Here is a 21,657-nt window from a genome sequence, read left to right as displayed (position 1 = left end):
CGCCAGAATCGCGATGGGTGCGGAATCGAGGGACCATGCTTCAGGCTGAGACGCCCGACAAGGCCGCGCCGGGCGGCCGCCTATCGGCAGTCAAGCCGCTTCTCGAAGGCGAGAAGGGCGATGGCGGCTTGCGTCTGATGGCGAGCGGCGACTGGCTGGCGAGGACCGTCGGCGAGATGGAGCCGGTTCTGTCGGAAACGACGCGGGCCGATCTCGGCACAAGGGTCGTCGTCGACTGCTCGAAGATTGGCCGCATCGACACTGCCGGAGCCTTCGTCCTGGAGCGGCTGTCGCGCGATCTCGGCGCCAAGGGACGCGAGGCAGAGCTTGCCGGCGTGTCGGATCGCGACGCCGCGCTGTTCAAGGCAGTGCGCGAGGCGATGGACCGTGATCCTCCCGCTGCCGGTGCCCAGCCTGACGGCCCGCTGATCGCCGTCCTCACTGCGATCGGGCGGAGCGTCTACGCCGTCCGCAACGAGGCCGTCGGCGCGCTCAACATCATCGGCGGCGCGATCTACGGCGCCGGCTACCGGCTGACGGGGCGCACCCAGCGGCGCCCGGCGGCGGTGTTCAACCAGGTCGACCAGATGGGCGTGAAGGCGATCCCCATCATCGTCCTCATCACCTTCCTGATCGGCGGGATCATCGCCCAGCAGGGCGCCTTCCAGCTCAGGCGTTTCGGCGGCGAGGTCTATGCGGTGAACCTCGTCGGCATCCTGGTGCTGCGCGAGATCGGCGTGCTCCTGACGGCGATCATGATCGCCGGCCGCTCCGGCAGCGCGATCACCGCCGAAATTGGCTCGATGAAGATGCGCGAGGAGATCGACGCGCTGCACGTCATCGGTCTCAACCCGATCGGCGTCCTCGTCTTTCCGCGGCTGGTGGCGCTGACCATCGCGCTGCCGCTCCTGACGGTGCTCGCCAATCTCGCCGCCCTTCTCGGCGGCATGCTGACGCTGAACATCTATTCCGGCATCTCCTTCTCGGCCTATCTGCAGGGCATCCAGAACAGCGTCGATTTGTTCACTGTCTTTTCCGGCCTGATCAAGGCACCCTTCATGGCGATCGTCATCGGTATCGTCGGCGCGCTGGAAGGCATGAAGGTCGGCGGCAGCGCCGAGAGCCTCGGCCTGCGGGTCACCGCCTCGGTGGTCAAGTCGATCTTCCTTGTCATCGTGATGGATGGGCTTTTCGCCATCTTCTATGCCTCGATCGGACTGTGAGACAGTGACACTCGACGCTCCGGACCAGCAATCGGCTCTGCATGCGCCGGCCGCCAAGACGGCGAGGGACAGCGACGTGGTGATCCGCGTGCGCGACGTCACCGTTGCGTTCGACGGCAAGAAGGTTCTCGACGGTCTCTCGCTGGACGTGCGACGGGGCGAAATCCTCGGCTTCGTCGGCCCGTCCGGTGCCGGCAAGTCGGTGCTCCTGCGCACGATCCTCGGCCTCAATCCGAAGCAGAGCGGCACGATCGAGGTGTTCGGCATCGACTATCACGGGGCGAGCGACCGCGAGAAGCTGTCGGTCGAGCGGCGCTGGGGGGTGCTCTTCCAGCACGGCGCGCTGTTTTCCTCGCTGACGGTGCGCGAGAACATCGAGGTTCCGATGAAGGAATATCTCGACCTCTCACCGAAGCTGATGGGCGAACTGGCGCGGCTGAAGATCGATCTCGTCGGCCTCGCGCCGGACGCCGCCGACAAGTACCCGTCCGAACTCTCCGGCGGCATGATCAAGCGCGCCGCGCTCGCCCGGGCGCTCGCCCTCGACCCGGAGATCGTCTTCCTCGACGAGCCGACCTCCGGCCTCGATCCGATCGGCGCCGCCGACTTCGACCAGCTGATCATGACCCTGCGCGATACGCTGGGTCTCAGCGTCTACATGGTGACCCACGATCTCGACAGCCTGTTTCAGGCCTGCGACCGCATCGCCGTTCTCGGCGACAAGAAGGTGCTGGTCGAAGGGCCGCTGTCGAAGATGCTGTCCTACGATCACCCCTGGGTGAAATCCTACTTCCACGGCAAGCGTGCGCGAACGGTCGTCCTGCCCGACCAGGACCCCGCGCCGTCGCCGAAAAAGACCGCTGGAGCCGCCTGATGGAAACCAAGGCCAATTACGTCCGCGTCGGCATCTTCACCCTGGTCGTGCTGGCGCTCGCCGTCGGCTTCACCTACTGGACCGTCTTCGCCTCCAGCGGCGACAGCCGGGTGCCACTGCTGGTGCGCATCGAAGGCTCGGTGACCGGCCTGCAGAGCGGCAGCCAGGTGCTGTTCAACGGCCTGCCGGTCGGCCAGGTGACGGCGCTCAGGATCGACAACAACAATCCCGGTGTCGTCATCGCCTCGACGGCGGTCGATCCGACCATCCCGATCAAGGACAACACCCAGGCCAATATCGGCTTTCAGGGCCTCACCGGTCTCGCCTTCATCGAGCTGAAGGGCGGCGACGCATCGAGCGGTAACCTCATCCAGGAGGCCCGCGACCAGGGCGTCACGCCGGTCATCCGGGCCAACCCGTCCGACGTCACCGACATCCTGGCGACCGCCCGCGACATCGCCGACCGCGCCAACAACATTCTCGGCGAGTTCGAGAGCATCGTGAAGGGCGCCGGGCCGGGCGTCCAGACCACCGTCGCCAACGTCGCCAAGACCTCTGAAAACGTCGAGACCTTCACCGCGGCGCTTGCCAAGAACACCGACAACATCGACGACTTCGTCGACTCGCTGTCGAAGCTCACGGTCAGTGCCCGCCGCGTCGCGGACGCGCTGCCGCCTACGATTGCCCGCGCGCAGGCGATCCTCGGCGCCGTCGACACAGACGAGGTCGCACAGATCGTCGACAACGTTACCCAGGTGACGGCGAATGTCCGCAACCAGTCGGACAAGCTCGGCGAGGTGATGGACTCTGTACAGTCGGCGGCGAATGGCGTCGGCCGGATCGGCGAGGTGATCAACCGCAACTCCGACGGGATCGACAGTTTCGTCAGCGCGCTCGGACCCTTCGCGACCACGGCCACCGATGTCGCCACCAAGCTCGGCACGACGCTCGAGGGCGCCGACCGGGTGATCGCCGCCGTCGATCCGGAGAAGGTCTCGACGACGCTGGACGGCGTCTCGACTACGGCGACCAACGTCGCCGATCTCAGCCAGAAGCTGAAGGACCAAGCCGGAGCCATCGACACCATCGTCCAGGGCGCGTCGAACGCCGTCTCCAACGTCGAGAGTGTGACCCAGACGGTCGCCGACCGGCGCGAGGACATCGACCGGGCGATCGCCAATATCGCGCCGCTGACAGACACCGCCAACCGCGTTGCCAACCGGCTCGACGTAACGCTGCAGAATGCCGACAGGGTGGTCGCCGCGGTCGATCCCGACAAGGTCGCCTCGGCGCTCGATTCCTTCTCCGCCGCCTCGGCCGACGTCGCCTCCATCACCGATACGGTGAACCAACAGAAAGAAGCGATCTCCTCGGCGATCAGCGGCTTTGCCAACACCGTCCAGAATGTCAACAGGATCTCGACGACGGTCGCCCAGCGTACCGACGAGATCGATCAGCTGCTGCAGCGCCTCGGGCCGATCAGTGCCAACGTCACCGACGCGTCGGCCAAGCTGAACGCCACCATCGACAGCGCCCGGGGCGTCGTCGATTCGATCGACACGGCGGCGATCAACAAGTCGATCGCCAATGTCGACGCCATCACCGGCGCGGTGCGCGAGAAGACGCCGGAGATCCAGTCGATCGTCGACCGGGTGAATTCGGCGGTGCTGACCATCGACAATGCCGTGAAGGGCTTCTCCGAGACGAGGGCGCAGATCGACACGCTGGTCGCCAGCTTTGATCCTGGCAAGGTCAACCAGGCGGTCGAGAACATCTCCTCGGCGACCGGCAACGTCGCCAATGCCGCCGATTCGATCGCCAAGGTCGCCAACGACATCGGCGAGAAGCGGCCGGAGATCGACCGCATCATCGCCAATGTCGAGACCACCAGCGAGAGCCTGAAGAGCGCCTCCACCAAGATCGACGGCGTCATCCGCTCGATCGACGAGGTCTTCGCCGGGGCCGGCAGCGGCACCAAGCTCGGCAGCGAGCTTTCCGGCGCGCTCCAGGCGGTGCGCGGCGCGGCGCAGTCGATCCAGGAGCAGGTGACGCCGATCTCGGCCAATCTGCAGCGCTTCTCCGGGCAGGGACTGCAGGAGTTCCAGACGCTGATGCGCTCGGTCAACCGGACGGTGAACCGGATCGACGACGCGGTCACCGACTTCTCCAACAATCCGAGCCGGATCATCTATGGCGGCGACGATGTGAAGCAGTTCGATGGGCGCACCCGCCGCTGAGGATCGGCTTGGCGATGCCCGGCAAGCCGCAAGCGCCCCTGGCGACTGACGGTTTGTGGCAATCCGGACCCGCGCCGAAAGTTTGTGTCGCCACCAGGGGCCGCCGGCGGGCGCTCCGATTGACAGCTTCGGTCTCGAATGCAAGCAACGGGAGAACCGGCCGCTTTGGCCGGGTTCTACTGCATCGGCCGAAAATCGAAATCGATCTTCGGAAGGCACGATGCGGTGAATCAAAGCGATAGCGCGTCCTTTGTGCGTTCCATCGGACGCACGGCGCGCTCAGGCGCAGGCGCGGCGGGGCGATCGCCGCGCGCCGCCGGACGAGGGGACGATCGCGACGATGAATGGCGTGAGGACACCGATACTGGCCATGCTGGTGGCAGGTCTGCTGGCCGGCTGCAGTTCGGTACCGCCGGACACGTTCGAGCTTTCCTCGCCTGCCAGCCTGCCTGTCCGCGGCGCCACCCGCGCGCAGATCCTGATCCCCGAGCCGACCGCCATCAAGACCCTCGACAACGACAAGATCGTCGTGAAGACGACGCCCTATTCGGTCGAGTACCTCGCCCAGAGCCAGTGGAGCGACCGGCTGCCCCGCATGGTGCAGCTGAGGCTGCTGCAGGCCTTCGAGAACACCGGCAGCATCGGCGCCGTCGGCGTGCCGGGGCAGGGGCTGGCGATCGACTACCAGCTGGTGATGGAGATCCGCCGCTTCGAAATCGACACCGAGGGCGGCAGGACGGCGAGGATCGACATTTCGGTCAAGGCGCTCAACGACCGCAACGGCACGGTGAAGCGCACCCGCATCTTCTCCGCCGCGACGCCGGTCACCGGCAGCGGCAACGGCGCCTATGTTGCGGCGCTGAACAAGGCTTTCGATCAGATCACCGGCGAGATCGTCGGCTGGACCCTCGGGCTGATCTGACGACGCGCGGACCCGCGCCGGCGCTGCCGGCCGGGCCTCATATGCCCCCCCAGACGATCAGCCGCCCGGACCTGGCGACTTGCGAGGCGTGGCGTCAGCAAGTCTTAAGTGCTCACTGGCATGATGGCGGTGTTCAGGCGAGCGGGATGCCGGCGATCGCCGCGCCGACCCGTTCGACCGTTTTGGTACGCATGATCGCTTCGAGATGCGCCAATCGACCGATCGTGCCCCGAGAAGAGGGAAGGGTCGGCCGATGCCGTTTTCGGAACAGGAGCGTCAGGAGTGGCTGGCGCAGAAGCGCCGCCGCGACAGGCCGAAGGCCTGCTTCTTCGACCAGGACCCGATCGGCGTCTGCGTCTATTGCAACGCGCCATTCGGCATGGCCGACGGCGTCGTCATCGGCGGCATCCCGATCTGCGACGACTGCGACGAGTGCGAAGGATTCTGATCTCGCCGGGATGACGACGGGGCTGCATTCGCCAGCTTCGGGCTCGGCCGGAGCACGCCCGCTCGTTTTGCCGGCTGGCAACGCGCTGCCTCAGGCTGCCTCCACCCGTCGGCCGGACGCCTGGTCAAAGCGATGAAACGCTGCCGGCGCGGCCGCAGCCCTGACCCTGGTACCCGGCTCGAGATGGCTGTAGCCGGCGACGCGGACCGCGACCTCCGGCCCGTCATCGGCCAGCGCGCCATAGACGAAGCTTTCCGCCCCGACCACTTCAACGCCGGTGACCGTGAGGTCGAAGACCGCCTCGCCATCGGCGACGGGCCGCGTCGCGTCGACCATGTGCATGTGTTCCGGCCGCACGCCGATCGTGCCTGCCGCCGGCATTGCCGCGACCAGTCCGTCCGGCGCGGTCAGGCCCGATATGCCGTTCTCGCCGAAGGGCAGGAGGTTCATCGCCGGCGAGCCGATGAAGGTCGCGACGAACAGGCTTTCCGGTCGCTCGTAGATCTCCATCGGCGAGCCGACCTGCTCGATCCGTCCGCCATTCAGCACCACCAGCTTGTCGGCGAGCGTCATCGCCTCGAGCTGGTCGTGGGTGACATAGAGGCTGGTGGTGCCGAGCCGGCGCTGCAGGCGGCGGATCTCGGCGCGCATCTGGACGCGCAGCTTGGCGTCGAGATTGGACAGAGGTTCGTCGAACAGGAAGGCGGCAGGCTCGCGCACCAGCGCCCGGCCCATGGCGACGCGCTGGCGCTGGCCGCCGGAGAGCTGGCCGGGCTTGCGGTCGAGGAGCGGCGCGATCTCCAGCATCGTCGCCGCCTCGTCCACCCGCCGGGCGATCTCGGCCGAGGCCATCTTGCGGTTCTTCAGCCCGTATTCGAGGTTTTTACGCACGCTCATATGCGGATAGAGCGCGTAGTTCTGGAACACCATGGCGATGTCGCGCTCGGCCGGCTCCAGCTCGTTGACCACCCGGTCGCCGATCTCGACGGTGCCGGAGGAGATCGTCTCGAGGCCGGCGACCATTCTGAGAAGCGTCGACTTGCCGCAACCCGACGGGCCGACGAGGACGACGAAGGCGCCGTCGGGGATCGACAGCGAGACGCCTTTCACCGCCTCGACGCCGCCGTGATAGACCTTGCGGACGTCGCTGAGTTCGATCTTCGCCACGTTACTTTTCCGATTCCACGAGGCCGCGCACGAACAGCTTCTGCATCGCCACGACGACGATGACGGGCGGCAGGATGGCAAGGACGGCCACCGCCATCACCAGGTTCCAAAGCGGTTCCTGATCGGTCGCCTGGGCGACCCGCTGAATGCCCATGACCACGGTGTAGTAGTTCGGGTCGGTGGTCACCAGAAGCGGCCAGAGATACTGGTTCCAGCCATAGATGAAGAGGATCACGAAGAGCGCCGCCGAGGAGGTGCGCGACAAGGGTATGGCGATGTCCTTCAAGAACTTGAACGGCCCGGCGCCGTCGATCCGGGCGGCTTCCGCCAGTTCGTCGGGTACCGTCAGGAAGAACTGCCGATAGAGGAAGGTCGCCGTCGCCGAGGCGATCAGCGGGATGGTGAGCCCGGCATAGGAATTCAACATGTTGAGATCGGCGATGACCTGATAGGTCGGCACGATCCTCACCTCGACCGGCAGCATCAGCGTCAGGAAGATGATCCAGAACGCCACCATCCGGAAGGGGAAGCGGAAATAGACGATGGCGAAGGCGGAGATCAGCGAGATCGCCATCTTGCCCAATGCAATGCCGAGCGCCATCACCAGGCTGTTGATCAGCATCGGCCCGACCGGCGGCAGGCCGTTGCGCACCGCGCCCGCGGAAAGCACCTGGCTGTAGTTTTCGAGGAGATGGCTCCCCGGCAGCAGCGGCACGACGCCGCTGGCAAAGGTGGTCGACGGATAGGTCGACGCGACGAAGGCGATCCACACGGGAAACAGCACGATCACGAGACCGAGAAACAGGGTCACGTGGGTGAGAACGCTCAGCCAGGGGCGATTTTCGACCATCCTTGCCTCAGTAATGGACGCGCCGCTCGACGAAGCGGAACTGGACGACGGTCAGGGCGACGACGATCCCGGTCAGCACCACCGACTGGGCGGCGGACGAGCCGAAATTCTGCGACAGGAAGCCGTCGACATAGGTCTTGTAGACGAGGGTCGTCGTCGACTGGCCGGGACCGCCGCGGGTCGTCGCGTCGATCACGCCGAAGGTCTCGAAGAAGGCGTAGACGATGTCGATGACGATCAGGAAGAACAGGGTCGGCGAGAGCAGCGGCAGGGCGATGGTGAAGAAGCGCTTGATCGGTCCGGCGCCGTCGATCGCGGCCGCCTCGATCACCGAGCGCGGGATCGACTGAAGGCCAGCGAGGAAGAAGATGAAATTGTAGGAGATCTGCCGCCAGGCCGCAGCGACGACGATGAGGATCATCGCATCGTCGCCGTCGAGAAGGTGGTTCCAGGAGACGCCGAGGGCGCGCAGTCCGTAGGCGACGATGCCGATCGAGGGATCGAACATGAACCACCAGAGCACGCCGGCGACCGCTGGTGCGATGGCGTATGGCCAGACGAGCATCGCCGTGTAGAAGCTCGTGCCGCGCAGGATGCGGTCGACGGCGGCGGCAAAGCCGAGCGAGACGACCAATGTCAGGGCGGTGACGCCGAGGGAGAAGACGACGGTCGTCCAGATCGAGGCGAGATAGCTCTGCGAGGTGAAGAGCGCGGTGTAGTTCGACACGCCGACGAAGCGCTCGCCGAAGCCGAATGCGTCGCCGCGGTAGAACGACTGGCGCACCGCCTGCAGCGCCGGCCAGACGAAGAACACGAAGGTGATCGCCAGCTGCGGCAGGAGGAGGAGCGCCGGAAACCACCAGCCGCGAAAGACGACGCGTTTTTCCGCCATCGGAACCGAATGAACTCTTCAGGAGAAAATCAGGCGGCGGCCCCGCTTTGCGGAGCCGCCGGATTGCGATGCGGAAAGCTTACTGCTGCTGGTCCTCGAAGGCGCGGAGCATCTCGTTGCCCTTGTCCTCAGCGTCCTTGACCGCCTGTTCGGCGGTCTTCGAGCCGTTCAGCGCCTGCTCCATCTCTTCCTCGAACATGTTGCGGATCTGAACGAAGTTGCCGAAGCGCAGGCCCTTGGAGTTCTCGGTCGGCTCGTTGAGATTGATTTCCTTGATGGCGACGTCCGAGCCCGGGTTCTTCTCGTAGTAGCCCTGCTTCTGGGAGAGTTCGTAGGCCGCCTTGGTGATGGGCAGATAGCCGGTGAACTGATGCCACTCCGCCTGGATCTCGGGCTTGGAGAGGAAGGTGAAGAACTGCGCCACGCCCTTGTAGTGGTCGTCCGGCTTGCCGCGCATCACCCAGAGCGAGGCACCGCCGATGATCGAGTTCTGCGGCGCGCCCTCGACGTCCTTGTAGTAGGGCATCATGCCGAAGCCGACGTTGAATTCGCTGGTCTTCAGGACGTTGGCGCGGCCGGCCGAGGATTCGAGCAGCATCGCGCAGTCGCCGGAGGTGAAGCTCGGGCCGGCGTCCGAGGCGCGACCGCGATACTGAAAGACGCCGGACTTCTGCCACTCGGCAAGATTCGCCCAGTGCTTGGCGACGAGACCCTCGTCGGCGAAGACGAACTTGGTGTCGGTGCCGGCCATGCCGTTCTGATCGGTGGCGATCGGCTTGTTGTGCCAGGCGCTGAGGTTTTCGAGATTCACCCAGGACGGCCAGGTGGTGGTGAAACCGCATTTGGCGGCGCCGCTGTCGATGATCTTCTTGGCGTCCTCGGCGACCTCGTCCCAGGTCTTCGGGGCTGCGTCGGTGGAAAGTCCGGCTTTCTCGAAGGCGTCCTTGTTGAAGTAGAGGATCGGCGTCGAGGAATTGAACGGGAAGGAGAGCAGCTCGCCCTCACCGGTCTGGTAGTAGCCGGTGACCGCCGGCAGATAGGCGCTTGCATCGAAGGTCTCGCCTTCGTCCTTCATCAGCTCCTGGACCGGATAGATGGCGTTCTTGGCGGCCATGAAGGTGCCGGTGCCGACCTCGAAGACCTGCAGGATGTCCGGCTGCTGGCCGGCGCGGAAGGCGGCGATCGCCGCCGTCATCGACTCGGCGTATTTGCCCTTGTTGACCGGCACGATCTTGTAGTCGCTCTGCGACTGATTGAACTTGTCGGCGATCTCGTTGAGCTTCTCGCCATTGGCGCCGCCCATCGAGTGCCACCACTGGATCTCGGTCTGGGCAAAAGCGGGCAGGGCGGTGGTCGCGGCGAGAACGCCGGACAGGATCAGTGCGCGGATGGACATGGGGGCTCCCTCTGGTGCGAAATCCGGTGTTTCGCTTATTGGTCAGCCTGTGCAACAGCTTGATGACAGGCCTTGCAGTGAAGTCCCGTCACCCGGCCGTTCGCCGACATGACAGTTTTATGACAGCCCGCATCCTCCCGCAAGGCGCGAGCATCGTTGGCCATTCTCACTTTGGATGAGAGATCGCGGGCAAGGGACAAGGTGTGAACGACGAGCGGCTGAAATTGCCGCGGCTCGACATCGGGGTGGCGATTTCGCCGCTGCCGAACCCGTCGCCGGCATTTGCCAGAGCCGAGCGGGCGCCATAAACAGGCAAGGGGCACCGGCAGAAGGGTTGGACGGTTGAACGACATCGAAGCCGGACTGCGCCGGAGGATCATCGAGCTTTGCCGCGAAATGAACCGCTCGGGGCTGAACCAGGGCACCTCTGGCAACATCTCCGCCCGCTTCGGCGACCGCATGCTGCTGACGCCGAGCGCCACACCCTATGATGCGATGACGCCGGAGATGATCGTCTCGATGCCCCTCGACGGCCCGGACGGCGAGTGGTCTGGGCCGCTGAAGCCGTCGACCGAATGGCGCTTCCACCGCGACATTCTGAGAAACAAGCCGGAAGCTGGCGCCGTCGTCCATGCCCATCCGACCTTTGCGACGACGCTGGCGATCACCCGTCGGTCGATTCCGGCCTGCCACTACATGGTCGCGATCTTCGGCGGCAACGACGTCCGGTGTTGCGACTATGCCCGCTACGGGACACCCGAGCTTTCCGAACTCGTCCTTCAGGCCCTGCAGGGCCGCAGCGCCTGCCTGATGGCCAATCACGGCATGGTCGCCCTCGGCGGCGACCTCGATCAGGCGATGTGGCGAGCCGTCGAACTCGAGACTCTCGCCCGGCAATATTACTACAGCCTGCAGCTCGACGGCGGCCCGGTGCTCCTCTCCGAGGCGCAAATTGCCGATGTGCTGCGGAGCTTCGCAGGCTATGGCCATCAGTCAGGAAAGACGGGGGTTTAGAGCCGAGGGCGACTTTCTTGGATGAAGATTTGCATCGCTATGGTCTAAGCGATCAAGCGTCCCATATGAAGCGATCGTCATCGACACGTCATGTCGCCGGCCATGCCGCGCCCAGCCGCTTGCATGTCCCTCTGCGACGAGTGCTGAAAGAGGGGAGCGATGGTTGAGATGACCAGCGCCTTTGTCGTCCGTCTCGGACGTGACTTGCGAGCGACGGTAAGCCATGCACCGCCAACATCACGCGGCGCGAAAAGCGACGCGACGGGATGACGACCGTCCCTCCCTTCGATCCTGACGTAAGAGGCATGGTGAAGTGCGGGGTTGAGATGAGACGTTCCGCCGATTGACGGTGGCCCACCTTCGCTCTTTACCGAAGCTAGAGCAGCCGCGGCTCCGTTTTTCAATCCAGCGGCCACGATGAATTGGGATGCAGACATGGCTTTTTCCGATCGGCGCGTCGTCTCGAATTGCGAGGGATATGCGGACGCGGTCTCGGGGGCAGTCGCCAGCCACGGGCATCCCGGCAGGGTCGCATTCCGACAACCGTGGGGGCAGGGCGTCGCGAGCGTTGCGACACCTGCCCGAGCAGAGCCGACCGAATGAACGAAACGCAAGAGACAACCACCGGTGCGGCGGATTGGGGTGAGACGATTGGCGCCCCGAGCGGCCAGAAGAACGGGGCGCTCGATTTTGCCGGCGTCTTCGATCTCGGCACCGCGCCGCAGATGATTCTCGATCGCGACCTCTGTTTCGTCGCCGTCAACAGGGCCTATGAGGCGGTGACGATGCGGGGCCGGGAGGATCTGGTCGGCAAGAACCTCTTCGAGATGTTTCCGGAAAGCAGCGAGGCGGAACAGCGGCTGAAGCTCTCGATCGAGACTGCCTTTTCGACGGCGCAGCCCGACACGATCGCTCTTATCCCGTATGAGATCAGCCGCCCACTCGATCGCGGCGGTGGTCGCGAGCTGCGCTACTGGAGTGCCAGCCACATCCCGATACTCGATGCCGAGGGAGAGGCGGTCTACGTCATCCAGACCACCAACGATGTCACCGACATCGCCCGGATGAAAACCTCCGGACCTTGGAAGGGACAGGTCGCGACCGCCGAGCTGGCGCTCTGGCGAAATGCCGAGAACGTCGAATCGGCCTATCAGCAGACCCTTGCCGAGAACGACGAGTTCCACCGCCTGTTCAGCCAGGCGCCGGGCATGATCGTGGTGTTCGAGGGCAGCGACCTGATCGCGACCTTCGTCAGCGACAGCTTCGCTCGCTTCGTCGGCGACCGGCCGATGGTGGCGAGGCCGCTCGCCGAGGCGATCCCCGAGCTCGAAGGGCAGGATTTCGCCGCGGTCCTTAGGGAGGCTATCGAGCGCGGCGAGACGACGATCCGCGAAGGCATGCCGATCATGCTGCGGCGCCCGTCCGACAATCTCGAAGTGGTGTCGCTGGTCGACATCTTCTGCAATCCCGTCCGCGACGGCGACGGCGTCGTCTACGGCGTCTTCGTCCAGGGCGTCGACCGGACCGAGGCGATGCGCGCGGCGCATCATCAGCGCATGCTGATGGACGAGCTTAATCACCGGGTGAAGAACACCCTCGCGACGATCCAGTCGATGGCCCGCCAGACCTTCCGCAACCCGGTCGATCTCGACGCCGCGCGCTACGCCTTCGAGGCGCGGATCATGGCGCTCAGCCGGGTCCACAACATCCTCGCCGAACGGCGCTGGGAGGCGGTCCCGCTGACGGCGCTGTTCTGCGGCCGATCGCAAGCGGTCGACCCGTCCCGCATCACCTATCGCGGCGACGAATATCTGCTCTCGCCGCGCACCGGCGTGGCGCTGGCGATCGTCATCCACGAGCTGTTCGCCAATGCCCGCCAGCATGGTGCATTCTCGCGGCCGGACGGCGAGGTCCAAATTTCCTGGGAGTTCGTTCGCCGTGAGGGTGACCGCCTGGCTCTGACCTGGCGGGAAACCGGCCTGTCGCTCAACGAGAGCGCGTCCGGCCTCAGGCCAGGCTTCGGCCTTAGGATCCTGCGCAGCATCATCGAGGGCGAACTCGGCGGCACCGTCGCTCTTGACCTTCCGGCCGACGGGCTCATTTGCCGTTTTGAGGTGGGAATATCCGAGGTTGCGAACGTTGGCCCCTGACGAGGTTATGCCCGAAGGCCGCATGGAGGGCCTCCGTGTTCTGATCGTGGAGGATGAAAGCCTCGTCGCGCTGCAGCTCGAGGACATGCTTCTGGAACTCGGATGCCATGTGGTCGGCCCGGCAATGCGCCTCAGGGCGGCGGGCGAACTGCTCGATGCGGGTGTCGGCATCGACTGCGCGGTGCTCGACGTCAATGTCTGCGGTGAGATGGTCTATCCGATCGCCGACCGCCTTGATCAGATGGGCATCCCCTTCATCTTCGCCACCGGCTACGGCCGCGACGGGGTCGAACCTCGTTGGACCAAGGTGCCGATCCTGCAGAAGCCATATACCTCTGAAGAGATCGGCCAGTCTCTGGCGCTCTGCCTGCCCTAGGTGCCGGATCGGCTCCCAGGGGAGGAGAGTCCGGTGACGCCTCTCGAAACAGGCGTCGCGGCCAGCGATATCGTCCCACATCCCCGCCCATGTGATCTGCGAGTGATCGTCGTCGTCTTCACTGAATGATTGCTCGTCCGTCGTTTCGACGATGGTGAGGACGGGTTCGCGCTCCGTGATCGATCGAGCGGCAACGAAGGCCGGCGGGGCTTGCTCGCGCAGTGGGTCGTGGTGCTCCGGCTTGGCAAGGATCACCACCTGAGCGCGACCCGCTCGGAGCGTCGAGTGAAGCGCTGACGAAAGAAGCCCGCCGCCATCCAGCACCAAGATGGCAAATGAGAAGGGCCGCCTCGACGCCCGGTCGAGTGCGATCGCCTGATCTGTGGCAATCGTCGCCCTTGCGCCGGCGCTTTCGAGGGCATCGGCGAGCTTCAATGCCTCACCATGGTCGGGCGAGCAGACCAGCGCCTCGCGACCATTCAGCAGGCTCGGCCAGGAATAAGCGTCGAGAGTTTCGAGGGCATGGTCGATCCGCCATCCCTTGCTCGGCTGTGTGCTCTTCAATGGGATTGTCACGACGACGGTCCGGCGGAGCCGGCATTAACTCCACACACGATTGCGCGATCACCGGGTGATCAGGCGTCGGCAAATCGGCCCGACTGATGTCCGGCGGCATCACCTCAGGAGAGCCAGGTTGCCTTGGACATGGGAGTTCGAGGCCGTTTTCAGGCGGAACGATCGTCGGCCCTTGTCGCAAGGCCGCCCGGCATCCGGCGCGACGACAGGGCGCAACGTGGCCGCGAAGAATGATCTCGACGGGAATCCGGGCCGTGGGGTAACTTCCACCGGAATAGGACTGGGCTTCGGGAAGATGGCCTGCGACGAAAGCCGGGGGGCAGGTGAGGGACTTGCAGTTTTCGGTGTCATACGTTGCAACCGCGACGATGGAAGATATATGCATGCAAGTTCGCGGGAGCGCGGGGACCGTGATGCTTCGAGTTGATGTCCGCCGCGACGGGTGGCTTGATAGCGGCGACGTTGCCTTAGCGAACGGGCAGCAGGGCGTGGATGGATTGCAGCGCCGCCGGAGGGCATGGTTGCGCCAGCCGACATCGAGGAGGCTGTCGGTCCTGCATGTGAGCCTTGGCCCCGCTCTCACTTCGCGGGAACGGCGCGCCGCGGTTGGCGGAATAGCACTGCCGCGCTCGAAGGTGGCGGCGGAGCGGCAGGTGAGGGCATGGCCGCATCAAGGTGCCGGCCGCTCTCGGATCGGTTAGGATCGTTCAGATGTCGGCCTTCACCAACCACAGAACGGATCTCGTCGTCGGGCAGCGGCTGAAGGAGCTGCGGCTTGCCGCCGGCCTGACCCAGGCGGATATCGCTTTCCTTTTGTCCTCGACCGTCGGCCAGATCGACCTCTACGAGCGCGGCGGCGCGCGCATCGGCATCGGCCGGCTGGCAGAACTGGCGGACTGCTTCGGCGTTGCCGTCTGGACCTTCTTCGAGCGCCTCGGCCAGAATTCCCAAGCCTCGGCCGCGTCGCGGCGCCCCAAAGGTTCCCGGGTCACCCGCCAGCGTGACGAGCGGGTGACGACGCTCGTCCGAAAGATCATGCGGCAGACGACGAACCGCATCGCCGACTGACGGATCTCGCGCCTCAGTTTCCACGCTAATCTGCCGGCGAGGCCGCCGCTGACAGCCTCAGGCTTCGGGGATCGCCGGCCGCCTCGCATGCCAGTCTGTCTGGGTCTGGTAGGCATGGGCGGCGCGCGCCAGCCGTCCTTCCGAGACAGGCGGCCCGGCGAGCTGCATCGACAGGGGCAGGCCGTCCGCATCGAAGCCATTGGGCATGGTGATCGTCGGAAATCCGCTGAAATCGAAGGGCGCCGTGAAGCGCAGCAGCGAGACGAGGACGGCCGGATCCTCGCCGAAGGCCGCGAGCTGTTCGAGCGTCGGAAGAAGCATCGGCATGGTCGGGATCAGCAGCAGGTCGACCTCGGTGAACAGCGCGGCGAGGGCGCCGTTGAACTTCAGCCTCTCATGCAGGATGTCGCAGAGGTCGAGCCCCCCGAGCCGGCGGCCTTCCTCGATCAGTCCGGCAAGCTCCGGGCCGTAGTCGCCGGCCCGCTCGGGATAGGTGGCGCGATGGGCGACGGCGGTCTCGACCGCGCACATCGGGATCCACATCTCGACGAGCTTTTCGTGCGGCGGGAAGCGGACCTCGCGGATCGTCGCGCCGAGCGAGCGGAACACCGCCTCGGCCTGCGACAGCGCCTCGGCGATCTGCGGATCGACATTCTCGAGGGCGTAGCTGCGGTCGATGCCGATGGTCATGCCGCGAATGCCGGCCTGAAGCTCGCCGAGATAGTCTCCGACCGGTGCGGTGAGCGTCGTCGGGTCGTTGGGGTCGAGGCCGGCGATGACGCCGAGGATCGCCGCGGCGTCCCCCGCCGAGCGGGCCATCGGCCCGACGTGATCGAGAGAATCGGCCAACGCAAACACCCCATGGCGACTGACCCGGCCCCAGCTGGGCTTGATGCCGGTGAGCGCGCAGGCGGCGGAGGGAAAGCGGATCGAGCCGCCGGTGTCCGATCCGAGCGATCCATAGGCAAGTCCCGCCGCCGGCGCCGCGCCGGATCCGCTCGACGACGAGCCGGTCCAGTGGCCGGCGCTCCACGGATTGATCGCCGGCTGCACCTCCGGATGGTGGGAGGTATAGGCGCCCTCGGTCATCGTCAGCTTGCCGAGCGTGACCGCGCCAGCGGCCTCCAGCCGGTCGACGACGGTGGCGTTGTGGTCCGGCACGAAATCCCGATAGATCTTCGTGCCGGCGGTCGTCGGCGCGTAGGTAGTGTTGCAGAGGTCCTTCACCGCGATCGGCACGCCATGCAGCGGACCGCGCCAGATCCCCTTGCCGATCTCCCTCTCGGCCTTCTCCGCCTGGGCGACGGCGCGTTCGCCGACCACCGTGACATAGCTGTGATAGTGGCCGTCGAGGCGCTCGATGCGGGCGAGCATCGCCTCGGTCAACGCGACGGGCGAGACCTCCCGGCGCCGTATCGCGTCGGAAACCTGGAGAAGCGTGTCGAATTCCATGGGCTCTGCCTTTCAGGTTGAGCGGCGGCGGCTGGCTGCCGTCAGGCGATCGTCTCCAGCCCGGGTGCGCCGAAGCGCGCCGCGGCGCGTTCGGCGACCATCACGACGGTGGCGTTGAGGTTGGCGGAGATCATTCTCGGGAACACCGAGGCATCGACCACGGCGAGACCATCGACACCGTGGACGCCGAAGGTCTCGGGGTCGGTGACGGCGAGCCCGTCCCGCCCCATGCGGCAGCTGCTCGATGGGTGATAGAGTGTCGAACAGTGGCCGCGAACATGCCGCGCGATCGCCTCGAGCGAGCGGCATTCGGCGCTCGGGCTGAGTTCGTGGGAGATCATCCCGGCCAGCGGCTCCTTGGCGGCGATGGCGCGATTGATTTCGACGCCCTCGACCAGCGTGTCGAGGTCGATCCGCGCTTCCTCGCCGAGGAAATAGCAAGGGTCGATCATCGGCGCCTCGAGCGGATCGGCCGAGCGCAGCCGGATCTCGCCGCGGCTCTTCGGCCGCTGCAGGGTGGAATGCAGGGTGAAGCCGGCGCCGGAATAGAGAAAGCGCGCATAGTCACGATGCGGGCTGACGGCGCCGTAGAGCTGCAGGTCCGGCTCTTCGGCGAAGCGGCTGCAGACATGGCCGCCGGCGGCGACGAAGGGCGAGACGCGCGGGCCCGTCCTCGCCCGCCGCCACTCTTCGAGCGATGCCGCCATGTCGGCGTCGCTCCAGGCGCCGATGCCGATCGGCTCCCGCGCGGCAAAGGAAATCTGGATGTTGATGCGATCCTGCAGGTCCTTGCCGACGCCCGGCAGGTCGGCGACCGGGGCAATGCCGATCGTCGCCAGTTCGTCGGCCGGGCCGATGCCGGAAAGAAGCAGGAGCTGCGGCGAGCCGATCGCGCCGGCCGAGACGATCACCTGCGGCGCGTCGAAGCGGACCTGCCGGCCTTCGACCAGACAGTCGATCCCCTGCGCCCGCCCCTTGTCGATGCGGATGCGCGTGGTGGTGACGCCGGTCTTGACGGTGAGGTTCGGCCGGGCGAGGGCGGGTTCGAGATAGGCGCGGAAGGTGCCCCAGCGCTCGCCGCCGCGGATGGTGAACTGGTAGGTGCCGACGCCCTCCTGCCGGGCGCCGTTGAAGTCCGGGTTGTGGGCATGGCCAGCCGCCTCGGCAGCGGCGACGAAAGCGTCCTCGCCGGGATCGAGCCAGCTGCAATCCTCGACATGCAAGGGGCCGCCGGTCCCGTGCCAGGGGTCGCCGGCAAATTTCGGATTGTCTTCGGAAAAGAGAAACGCCGGCAGGACGTCTTCGAAGGCCCAGCCGAGGCAGCCCATCGCCACCCAGCCGTCATAGTCGGAGGCGAGACCGCGCATGTAGATCATCGCGTTCATCGAGCCCGAACCGCCGAGCATGCGGCCGCGAGGCCAGAAGATCCGCCGGCCGCGGCAGCCGGGCTGCGCCTCGGTGTGAAAGCCCCAGTCGACATGGGTGTCGAACAGCGTCGGCCAGTCCGAGGGAATCGCCGCGGCCTCGGGCGGCTGGCCGCCCGCCTCGACGAGGAGGATGCGGCGGGAAGGATCGACTGAGAGCCGCCCCGCCAGCACGCATCCGGCCGAGCCTGCACCGACGATGATCGTATCGAAGGTCGGAGCGCCGGCCATCAGCCCGCTCACCCGGCCTTCGCCGAGAGTTCCCTCGCTGTGACGAGCACGACGTCGCCGTCGAGGATCGGCTTTGCCGCCGCGAAGAACGCCGCGACGACATCCGAGCCGTTGTGCCGGTCCATCGCGGACTCGTCGGCAAAGCGCTCATAGGTGGTGAAGCGCCGCGGATCGCCAGCATCCTGCGAGACGAAGAAGCCGATCGTCTCGGGCTCGTTCGCCGCGACATGCGCTGCGACCGTCAGGAGGGCGTCGCGCATGACGTCCTCCGACCCGGCCTTTGCCGTGATGACGGCGGTGATGGTGATCATCAGAAGGCCGTCCAGTCGCCCTCTGCCTCGAAGGCCGCTGCCGCCTGGTAGATCACCGCCTCGTCGTAGTCCTTGGCGACCAGCATCATGCCAACCGGCAGGTCGTCCGACAGCCCGCAGGGGATCGACATCGCCGGATGGCCGGTGACGTCGAACTGGCAGGTCGCGGCGACCATCTCGAAGGCCCGGGCGACCACTTCCTCGAGCGACGCGTCGGGTGCCGGGATCCTGGTCGCGACCATCGGCAGGGTCGGCATCAAGAGGAGGTCGTAGTCGGCGAACTGCGCGTCGTAGGCAGCCTTCATCCGGCGGGCGAGATTTTGCGCCTTGGCATAGTAGCGGCCGCGATAGTGGGAGAGGCCCCACTGGCCGACCAGCATGCAGATCTTCAGCGTCTTCGACAGATCGTCCGCCTTGCTGCGCCAGGCCGAATGGGCGTCGAACAGGCCGACATCGTACTGGCCCTTCCAGTTGAAGCCCATGCCGTTGCCGTGCATCATCTGGGCGGTGAAGCCTTCAAGCGTGATCGGATTCCACACCGCGGCCGTCAGGGGATGCTCGGGGATCGAGATCTCGCTGATCTCGGCGCCGAGCCCCGCAAGGCGCTCGGCCGCCGCCTTGACCTTGTCCTTGACGCCTTCTTCAGTGCCGGGGACCTCGAACCCTTCCTTCAGCACGCCGATCTTCAGCCCGCGGACGCCCTTGCCGAGCGCCTCGGTATAGGCGCCGACCTTCGGCGCATATTGCCGCGGATCGAGGCCGTCGGCGCCGGCCAGAACTTCCAGGAGCAGGGCGTTGTCGGCGACGGTGGCGGTCATCGGTCCGGTGTGGTCGATGGTCGTCTCGATCGGCATCACCCCGGTATAGGGGACGAGGCCGTGGGTCGCCTTCATGCCGTAGATGCCGCAATAGGCCGCCGGGATGCGGATCGAGCCGCCCTGATCGCCGCCGATCGCCATGTCGACCTCGCCGGCCGCGACCAGCGCGGCGCTGCCCGAGGACGAGCCGCCGGCCGAATAGCCCATCTTGCGGGGATTGTGGACGGGCCCGGGGTCGGAGGTGTGGCTGCCGCCGGACAGGCAGAACTGCTCGCACACCGCCTTGCCCTTGATCGTCGCCCCGGCGTCGAGCATGCGGGTGACGATGGTCGCGTCATAGGTCGGCACGAAGCCTTCCAGCGTCGAGGCGCCGTTCATCATCGGAACGCCGGCCAGCGCCACATTGTCCTTCAGGGCGACGGTCTTGCCGGCAAGCTTGCCGTCAGGCGCGCCCTTCACCTCGCTCTTGTAGTACCAGGCGCCATACTGGTTTTCCTCGCCGCTCGGCCGGTAGCCGGGCGTGCGGGGATAGGTGACCGGCGGCACCATGTCCGGCATCGCGTCGACGATGTCGTAGGCGGCAAACATGCCGTCCATGAGGGCGCGGTACTGGCCGGCCTCCTCGAGCGACATCGACAGATAGAGGTCACTTGCGAGTTCGGCGACTTCGGCCGCGGTTGGGCGGGTGATGGACATGGCTTTCCCTTTCTCGCGAACGAGCTGTGAGAGGTGTCGGATCTTGTCGTGTCGCCAGCCGGGCCTTCGGCCCCGCCGGCGGTGTTGCAGGGTCAGGCCGGGATCATGGCGACGTCCCCCGCGATCAGCCGCTCCCGGTCGACTTCGCCGGTGATCCGGCCCTTCTGGATCGACAGGACGCTGTCGGAGAGCTGGGTGATGAAGTCGAGGTTCTGCTCGACGATGATCATCGACAACGACCAGCGCCGGCGCAGCGCCTGCAGCGTCTCGATCATCTCCTCGATGATCGAGGGCTGGATGCCTTCGGTCGGCTCGTCGAGAAGGATGAGCTTCGGACGGGCGCAGAGGCAGCGGGCAAGCGCCAGAAGCTGCTGTTCGCCGCCGGAAAGGGCGCCGCCGCGCCGGTCGAGCAGGCGCACCAGCCGCGGAAAATCCTCAAGCACCTCGTCGATGAGCGCCCGGTCCTCGCGCTTCGCCGCGGCAAGGCCCATACGCAGATTCTCTTCGACGCTCAGCGTCGGAAAGATCTCCCGGCCCTGCGGCACCAGCCCGAGGCCGAGCCGCGAGCGGCGATGGGTGGCAAGTCCGGTGACATCCTCGCCGGCAAAGCGGATCGATCCGGCGGTTGCCGGGATCGAACCCATGATCGTCTTCATCAGCGTCGTCTTGCCCATGCCATTGTGGCCGAGGATGCCGAGAAACTCGCCCTCGGCCATGGCCAAGGAGATGCCGGCGAGGATCGGGACGCGGCCATAGCCGGCGCGCAGGCCAGCGACTTCCAGCAGCGGGCTCATGCCGCCACCTTCTTGCCGAGATAGACGTCGCGGACGCGGCTGTCGGCGAGCACCGCCTCGACGGTGTCCTCCATCATGATGCGGCCCTGGTGGAAGACCGTGACCTTCTTGGCGATCATCCGGATGAACTCCATGTCATGCTCGACGACGATCAGCGCCCGCGTCTTGTTGATCTCGGCGATGATCTCGGCGGTCCTGACGGTTTCCTCGTCGGTCATGCCCGCGGCCGGCTCGTCGAGGAGGATGAGTTCGGGCTCGGCGGCGAGCACCGTGCCGATCTCCACCCACTGGCGCTGGCCGTGGGAAAGCTGGCCGACGACCGCGTCGGCAAGATCGGTGAGGACGATGCGCTGGAGCACCTCGTCGACGATTTCCGCCGCGCGCTTGGCCGAGGCGTCGCGGCGGGCGGCGCGCCTTGCCGCCAGCCAGACGTTCTCGCGCACCGACAGGCCGTTGAAGACGTTGGGGATCTGCGTCTTGATGCCGATGCCGAGCCTGGCGATCTGATGGGGCAGGTTGCCGGCGATCGGATTTTCGCGGAAGCGGATGGTGCCCTCGCTCGGCGTCAGCTGGCCGGTCAGCATCTTGAAGAAGGTGCTCTTGCCGGCGCCGTTCGGGCCGATCAGGCAGCGCAGCTCCATTTCCTCGAGGGTGAAGTTGACATCGTCATTGGCGACGACGCCGCCGAAGCGCATGGTCAGATGGCTGGTCTGGAGGAGCGGCAGGATCTCGGCCATG

The 21,657-nt window shown here is 66.0% G+C and carries 19 protein-coding genes; 8 read left to right on the top strand and 11 right to left on the bottom strand.

The genetic code is table 11. The features are described from left to right. The first annotated feature begins 35 nt into the window (after positions 1–35). From E3C22_RS04480 to E3C22_RS04460, 5 genes are all read left to right on the top strand, one after another. Positions 36–1,223: an ABC transporter permease gene (locus tag E3C22_RS04480; RefSeq protein ID WP_134760595.1), complete on the top strand. Its 1,188-nt coding sequence runs from the start codon at positions 36–38 to the stop codon at positions 1,221–1,223. Beyond that, positions 1,204–2,097, top strand: coding sequence for an ABC transporter ATP-binding protein (locus E3C22_RS04475; protein WP_134760593.1), 894 nt, complete (start codon positions 1,204–1,206; stop codon positions 2,095–2,097). The genes E3C22_RS04480 and E3C22_RS04475 overlap by 20 nt, the downstream gene beginning before the upstream one ends. Further along, a complete protein-coding gene (locus E3C22_RS04470; protein WP_134760591.1) occupies positions 2,097–4,334 on the top strand; it encodes an MlaD family protein in 2,238 nt (745 codons plus the stop codon). The genes E3C22_RS04475 and E3C22_RS04470 overlap by 1 nt, the downstream gene beginning before the upstream one ends. A gap of 340 nt (positions 4,335–4,674) precedes the next feature. Next, positions 4,675–5,256 (top strand): ABC-type transport auxiliary lipoprotein family protein, encoded by a 582-nt coding sequence (locus E3C22_RS04465; RefSeq protein WP_134760589.1) that lies wholly within the window; start codon positions 4,675–4,677, stop codon positions 5,254–5,256. 253 nt (positions 5,257–5,509) lie between these two features. Next, complete coding sequence (locus E3C22_RS04460; RefSeq protein ID WP_134760587.1) at positions 5,510–5,704, top strand: hypothetical protein; 195 nt, start codon at positions 5,510–5,512, stop codon at positions 5,702–5,704. A gap of 90 nt (positions 5,705–5,794) precedes the next feature. Here E3C22_RS04460 and E3C22_RS04455 read toward each other — a convergent pair whose 3' ends face one another. The 4 genes from E3C22_RS04455 to ugpB form a co-directional block, all read right to left on the bottom strand. Beyond that, on the bottom strand, positions 5,795–6,871 hold the full coding sequence (locus E3C22_RS04455) for a sn-glycerol-3-phosphate import ATP-binding protein UgpC (RefSeq protein ID WP_134760585.1): 1,077 nt from the start codon (positions 6,869–6,871) through the stop codon (positions 5,795–5,797). Position 6,872: 1 nt separating this feature from the next. Next, positions 6,873–7,721 (bottom strand): sn-glycerol-3-phosphate ABC transporter permease UgpE, encoded by an 849-nt coding sequence (gene ugpE / locus E3C22_RS04450; protein WP_134760583.1) that lies wholly within the window; start codon positions 7,719–7,721, stop codon positions 6,873–6,875. 7 nt (positions 7,722–7,728) lie between these two features. Next, on the bottom strand, positions 7,729–8,613 hold the full coding sequence (gene ugpA, locus E3C22_RS04445; RefSeq protein WP_134760581.1) for a sn-glycerol-3-phosphate ABC transporter permease UgpA: 885 nt from the start codon (positions 8,611–8,613) through the stop codon (positions 7,729–7,731). 79 nt (positions 8,614–8,692) lie between these two features. Then, complete coding sequence (gene ugpB, locus E3C22_RS04440) at positions 8,693–10,009, bottom strand: sn-glycerol-3-phosphate ABC transporter substrate-binding protein UgpB (protein WP_134760579.1); 1,317 nt, start codon at positions 10,007–10,009, stop codon at positions 8,693–8,695. 342 nt (positions 10,010–10,351) lie between these two features. On the opposite strand from ugpB, the gene E3C22_RS04435 reads away from it, so the two are divergent. Both E3C22_RS04435 and E3C22_RS04430 read left to right on the top strand, forming a co-directional pair. Then, entirely contained in the window at positions 10,352–11,023 is a 672-nt protein-coding gene (locus tag E3C22_RS04435; RefSeq protein ID WP_134760577.1) for a class II aldolase/adducin family protein, read from the top strand. A 599-nt stretch (positions 11,024–11,622) separates the two neighbouring features. After that, positions 11,623–13,173, top strand: a complete 1,551-nt coding sequence (locus E3C22_RS04430) for a sensor histidine kinase (RefSeq protein WP_134760575.1) — start codon at positions 11,623–11,625, stop codon at positions 13,171–13,173. On the opposite strand, the gene E3C22_RS24385 is transcribed toward E3C22_RS04430, so the two are convergent. Beyond that, positions 13,121–14,113 (bottom strand): hypothetical protein, encoded by a 993-nt coding sequence (locus E3C22_RS24385; RefSeq protein WP_167591626.1) that lies wholly within the window; start codon positions 14,111–14,113, stop codon positions 13,121–13,123. The genes E3C22_RS04430 and E3C22_RS24385 overlap by 53 nt on opposite strands. Positions 14,114–14,836: 723 nt before the next feature. Here E3C22_RS24385 and E3C22_RS04420 point away from each other — a divergent pair. Beyond that, the gene (locus E3C22_RS04420; protein ID WP_134760571.1) at positions 14,837–15,193 is read left to right on the top strand and encodes a helix-turn-helix domain-containing protein; all 357 of its coding nucleotides are present in this window, start codon (positions 14,837–14,839) and stop codon (positions 15,191–15,193) included. 57 nt (positions 15,194–15,250) lie between these two features. On the opposite strand, the gene E3C22_RS04415 is transcribed toward E3C22_RS04420, so the two are convergent. From E3C22_RS04415 to E3C22_RS04390, 6 genes are all read right to left on the bottom strand, one after another. After that, on the bottom strand, positions 15,251–16,645 hold the full coding sequence (locus E3C22_RS04415) for an amidase (RefSeq protein WP_134760569.1): 1,395 nt from the start codon (positions 16,643–16,645) through the stop codon (positions 15,251–15,253). A 41-nt stretch (positions 16,646–16,686) separates the two neighbouring features. After that, positions 16,687–18,312 (bottom strand): GMC family oxidoreductase, encoded by a 1,626-nt coding sequence (locus E3C22_RS04410; RefSeq protein ID WP_245514758.1) that lies wholly within the window; start codon positions 18,310–18,312, stop codon positions 16,687–16,689. Then, the gene (locus E3C22_RS04405) at positions 18,309–18,611 is read right to left on the bottom strand and encodes a putative quinol monooxygenase (RefSeq protein ID WP_134760567.1); all 303 of its coding nucleotides are present in this window, start codon (positions 18,609–18,611) and stop codon (positions 18,309–18,311) included. The genes E3C22_RS04410 and E3C22_RS04405 overlap by 4 nt, the downstream gene beginning before the upstream one ends. Further along, positions 18,611–20,125: an amidase gene (locus E3C22_RS04400; protein ID WP_134760565.1), complete on the bottom strand. Its 1,515-nt coding sequence runs from the start codon at positions 20,123–20,125 to the stop codon at positions 18,611–18,613. The genes E3C22_RS04405 and E3C22_RS04400 overlap by 1 nt, the downstream gene beginning before the upstream one ends. Positions 20,126–20,217: 92 nt before the next feature. Then, a complete protein-coding gene (locus tag E3C22_RS04395; RefSeq protein ID WP_134760563.1) occupies positions 20,218–20,919 on the bottom strand; it encodes an ABC transporter ATP-binding protein in 702 nt (233 codons plus the stop codon). Further along, on the bottom strand, positions 20,916–21,656 hold the full coding sequence (locus E3C22_RS04390) for an ATP-binding cassette domain-containing protein (RefSeq protein ID WP_134760561.1): 741 nt from the start codon (positions 21,654–21,656) through the stop codon (positions 20,916–20,918). The genes E3C22_RS04395 and E3C22_RS04390 overlap by 4 nt, the downstream gene beginning before the upstream one ends. Between the last annotated feature and the right edge of the window lies 1 nt (position 21,657).

The sequence above is a fragment of the Jiella endophytica genome, assembly GCF_004519335.1.
In the GTDB taxonomy this organism is placed as follows: Bacteria; Pseudomonadota; Alphaproteobacteria; order Rhizobiales; family Rhizobiaceae; genus Jiella; species Jiella endophytica.
Note: the sequence above shows the minus strand (reverse complement) of the source record. Positions and strands in the feature narration are given on the sequence as shown.

What these genes read in the sequence shown, in the direction of transcription:
- E3C22_RS04480 (WP_134760595.1), top strand. Translation starts at nt 36, where the DNA reads ATGCTTCAGGCTGAGACGCCCGACAAGGCCGCGCCGGGCGGCCGCCTA.
- E3C22_RS04475 (WP_134760593.1), top strand. Translation starts at nt 1,204, where the DNA reads ATGCCTCGATCGGACTGTGAGACAGTGACACTCGACGCTCCGGACCAG.
- E3C22_RS04470 (WP_134760591.1), top strand. Translation starts at nt 2,097, where the DNA reads ATGGAAACCAAGGCCAATTACGTCCGCGTCGGCATCTTCACCCTGGTC.
- E3C22_RS04465 (WP_134760589.1), top strand. Translation starts at nt 4,675, where the DNA reads ATGAATGGCGTGAGGACACCGATACTGGCCATGCTGGTGGCAGGTCTG.
- E3C22_RS04460 (WP_134760587.1), top strand. Translation starts at nt 5,510, where the DNA reads ATGCCGTTTTCGGAACAGGAGCGTCAGGAGTGGCTGGCGCAGAAGCGC.
- ugpE (WP_134760583.1), bottom strand. Translation starts at nt 7,721, where the DNA reads ATGGTCGAAAATCGCCCCTGGCTGAGCGTTCTCACCCACGTGACCCTG.
- ugpA (WP_134760581.1), bottom strand. Translation starts at nt 8,613, where the DNA reads ATGGCGGAAAAACGCGTCGTCTTTCGCGGCTGGTGGTTTCCGGCGCTC.
- ugpB (WP_134760579.1), bottom strand. Translation starts at nt 10,009, where the DNA reads ATGTCCATCCGCGCACTGATCCTGTCCGGCGTTCTCGCCGCGACCACC.
- E3C22_RS04430 (WP_134760575.1), top strand. Translation starts at nt 11,623, where the DNA reads ATGAACGAAACGCAAGAGACAACCACCGGTGCGGCGGATTGGGGTGAG.
- E3C22_RS04420 (WP_134760571.1), top strand. Translation starts at nt 14,837, where the DNA reads ATGTCGGCCTTCACCAACCACAGAACGGATCTCGTCGTCGGGCAGCGG.
- E3C22_RS04415 (WP_134760569.1), bottom strand. Translation starts at nt 16,645, where the DNA reads ATGGAATTCGACACGCTTCTCCAGGTTTCCGACGCGATACGGCGCCGG.
- E3C22_RS04405 (WP_134760567.1), bottom strand. Translation starts at nt 18,611, where the DNA reads ATGATCACCATCACCGCCGTCATCACGGCAAAGGCCGGGTCGGAGGAC.
- E3C22_RS04400 (WP_134760565.1), bottom strand. Translation starts at nt 20,125, where the DNA reads ATGTCCATCACCCGCCCAACCGCGGCCGAAGTCGCCGAACTCGCAAGT.
- E3C22_RS04395 (WP_134760563.1), bottom strand. Translation starts at nt 20,919, where the DNA reads ATGAGCCCGCTGCTGGAAGTCGCTGGCCTGCGCGCCGGCTATGGCCGC.
- E3C22_RS04390 (WP_134760561.1), bottom strand. Translation starts at nt 21,656, where the DNA reads ATGGCCGAGATCCTGCCGCTCCTCCAGACCAGCCATCTGACCATGCGC.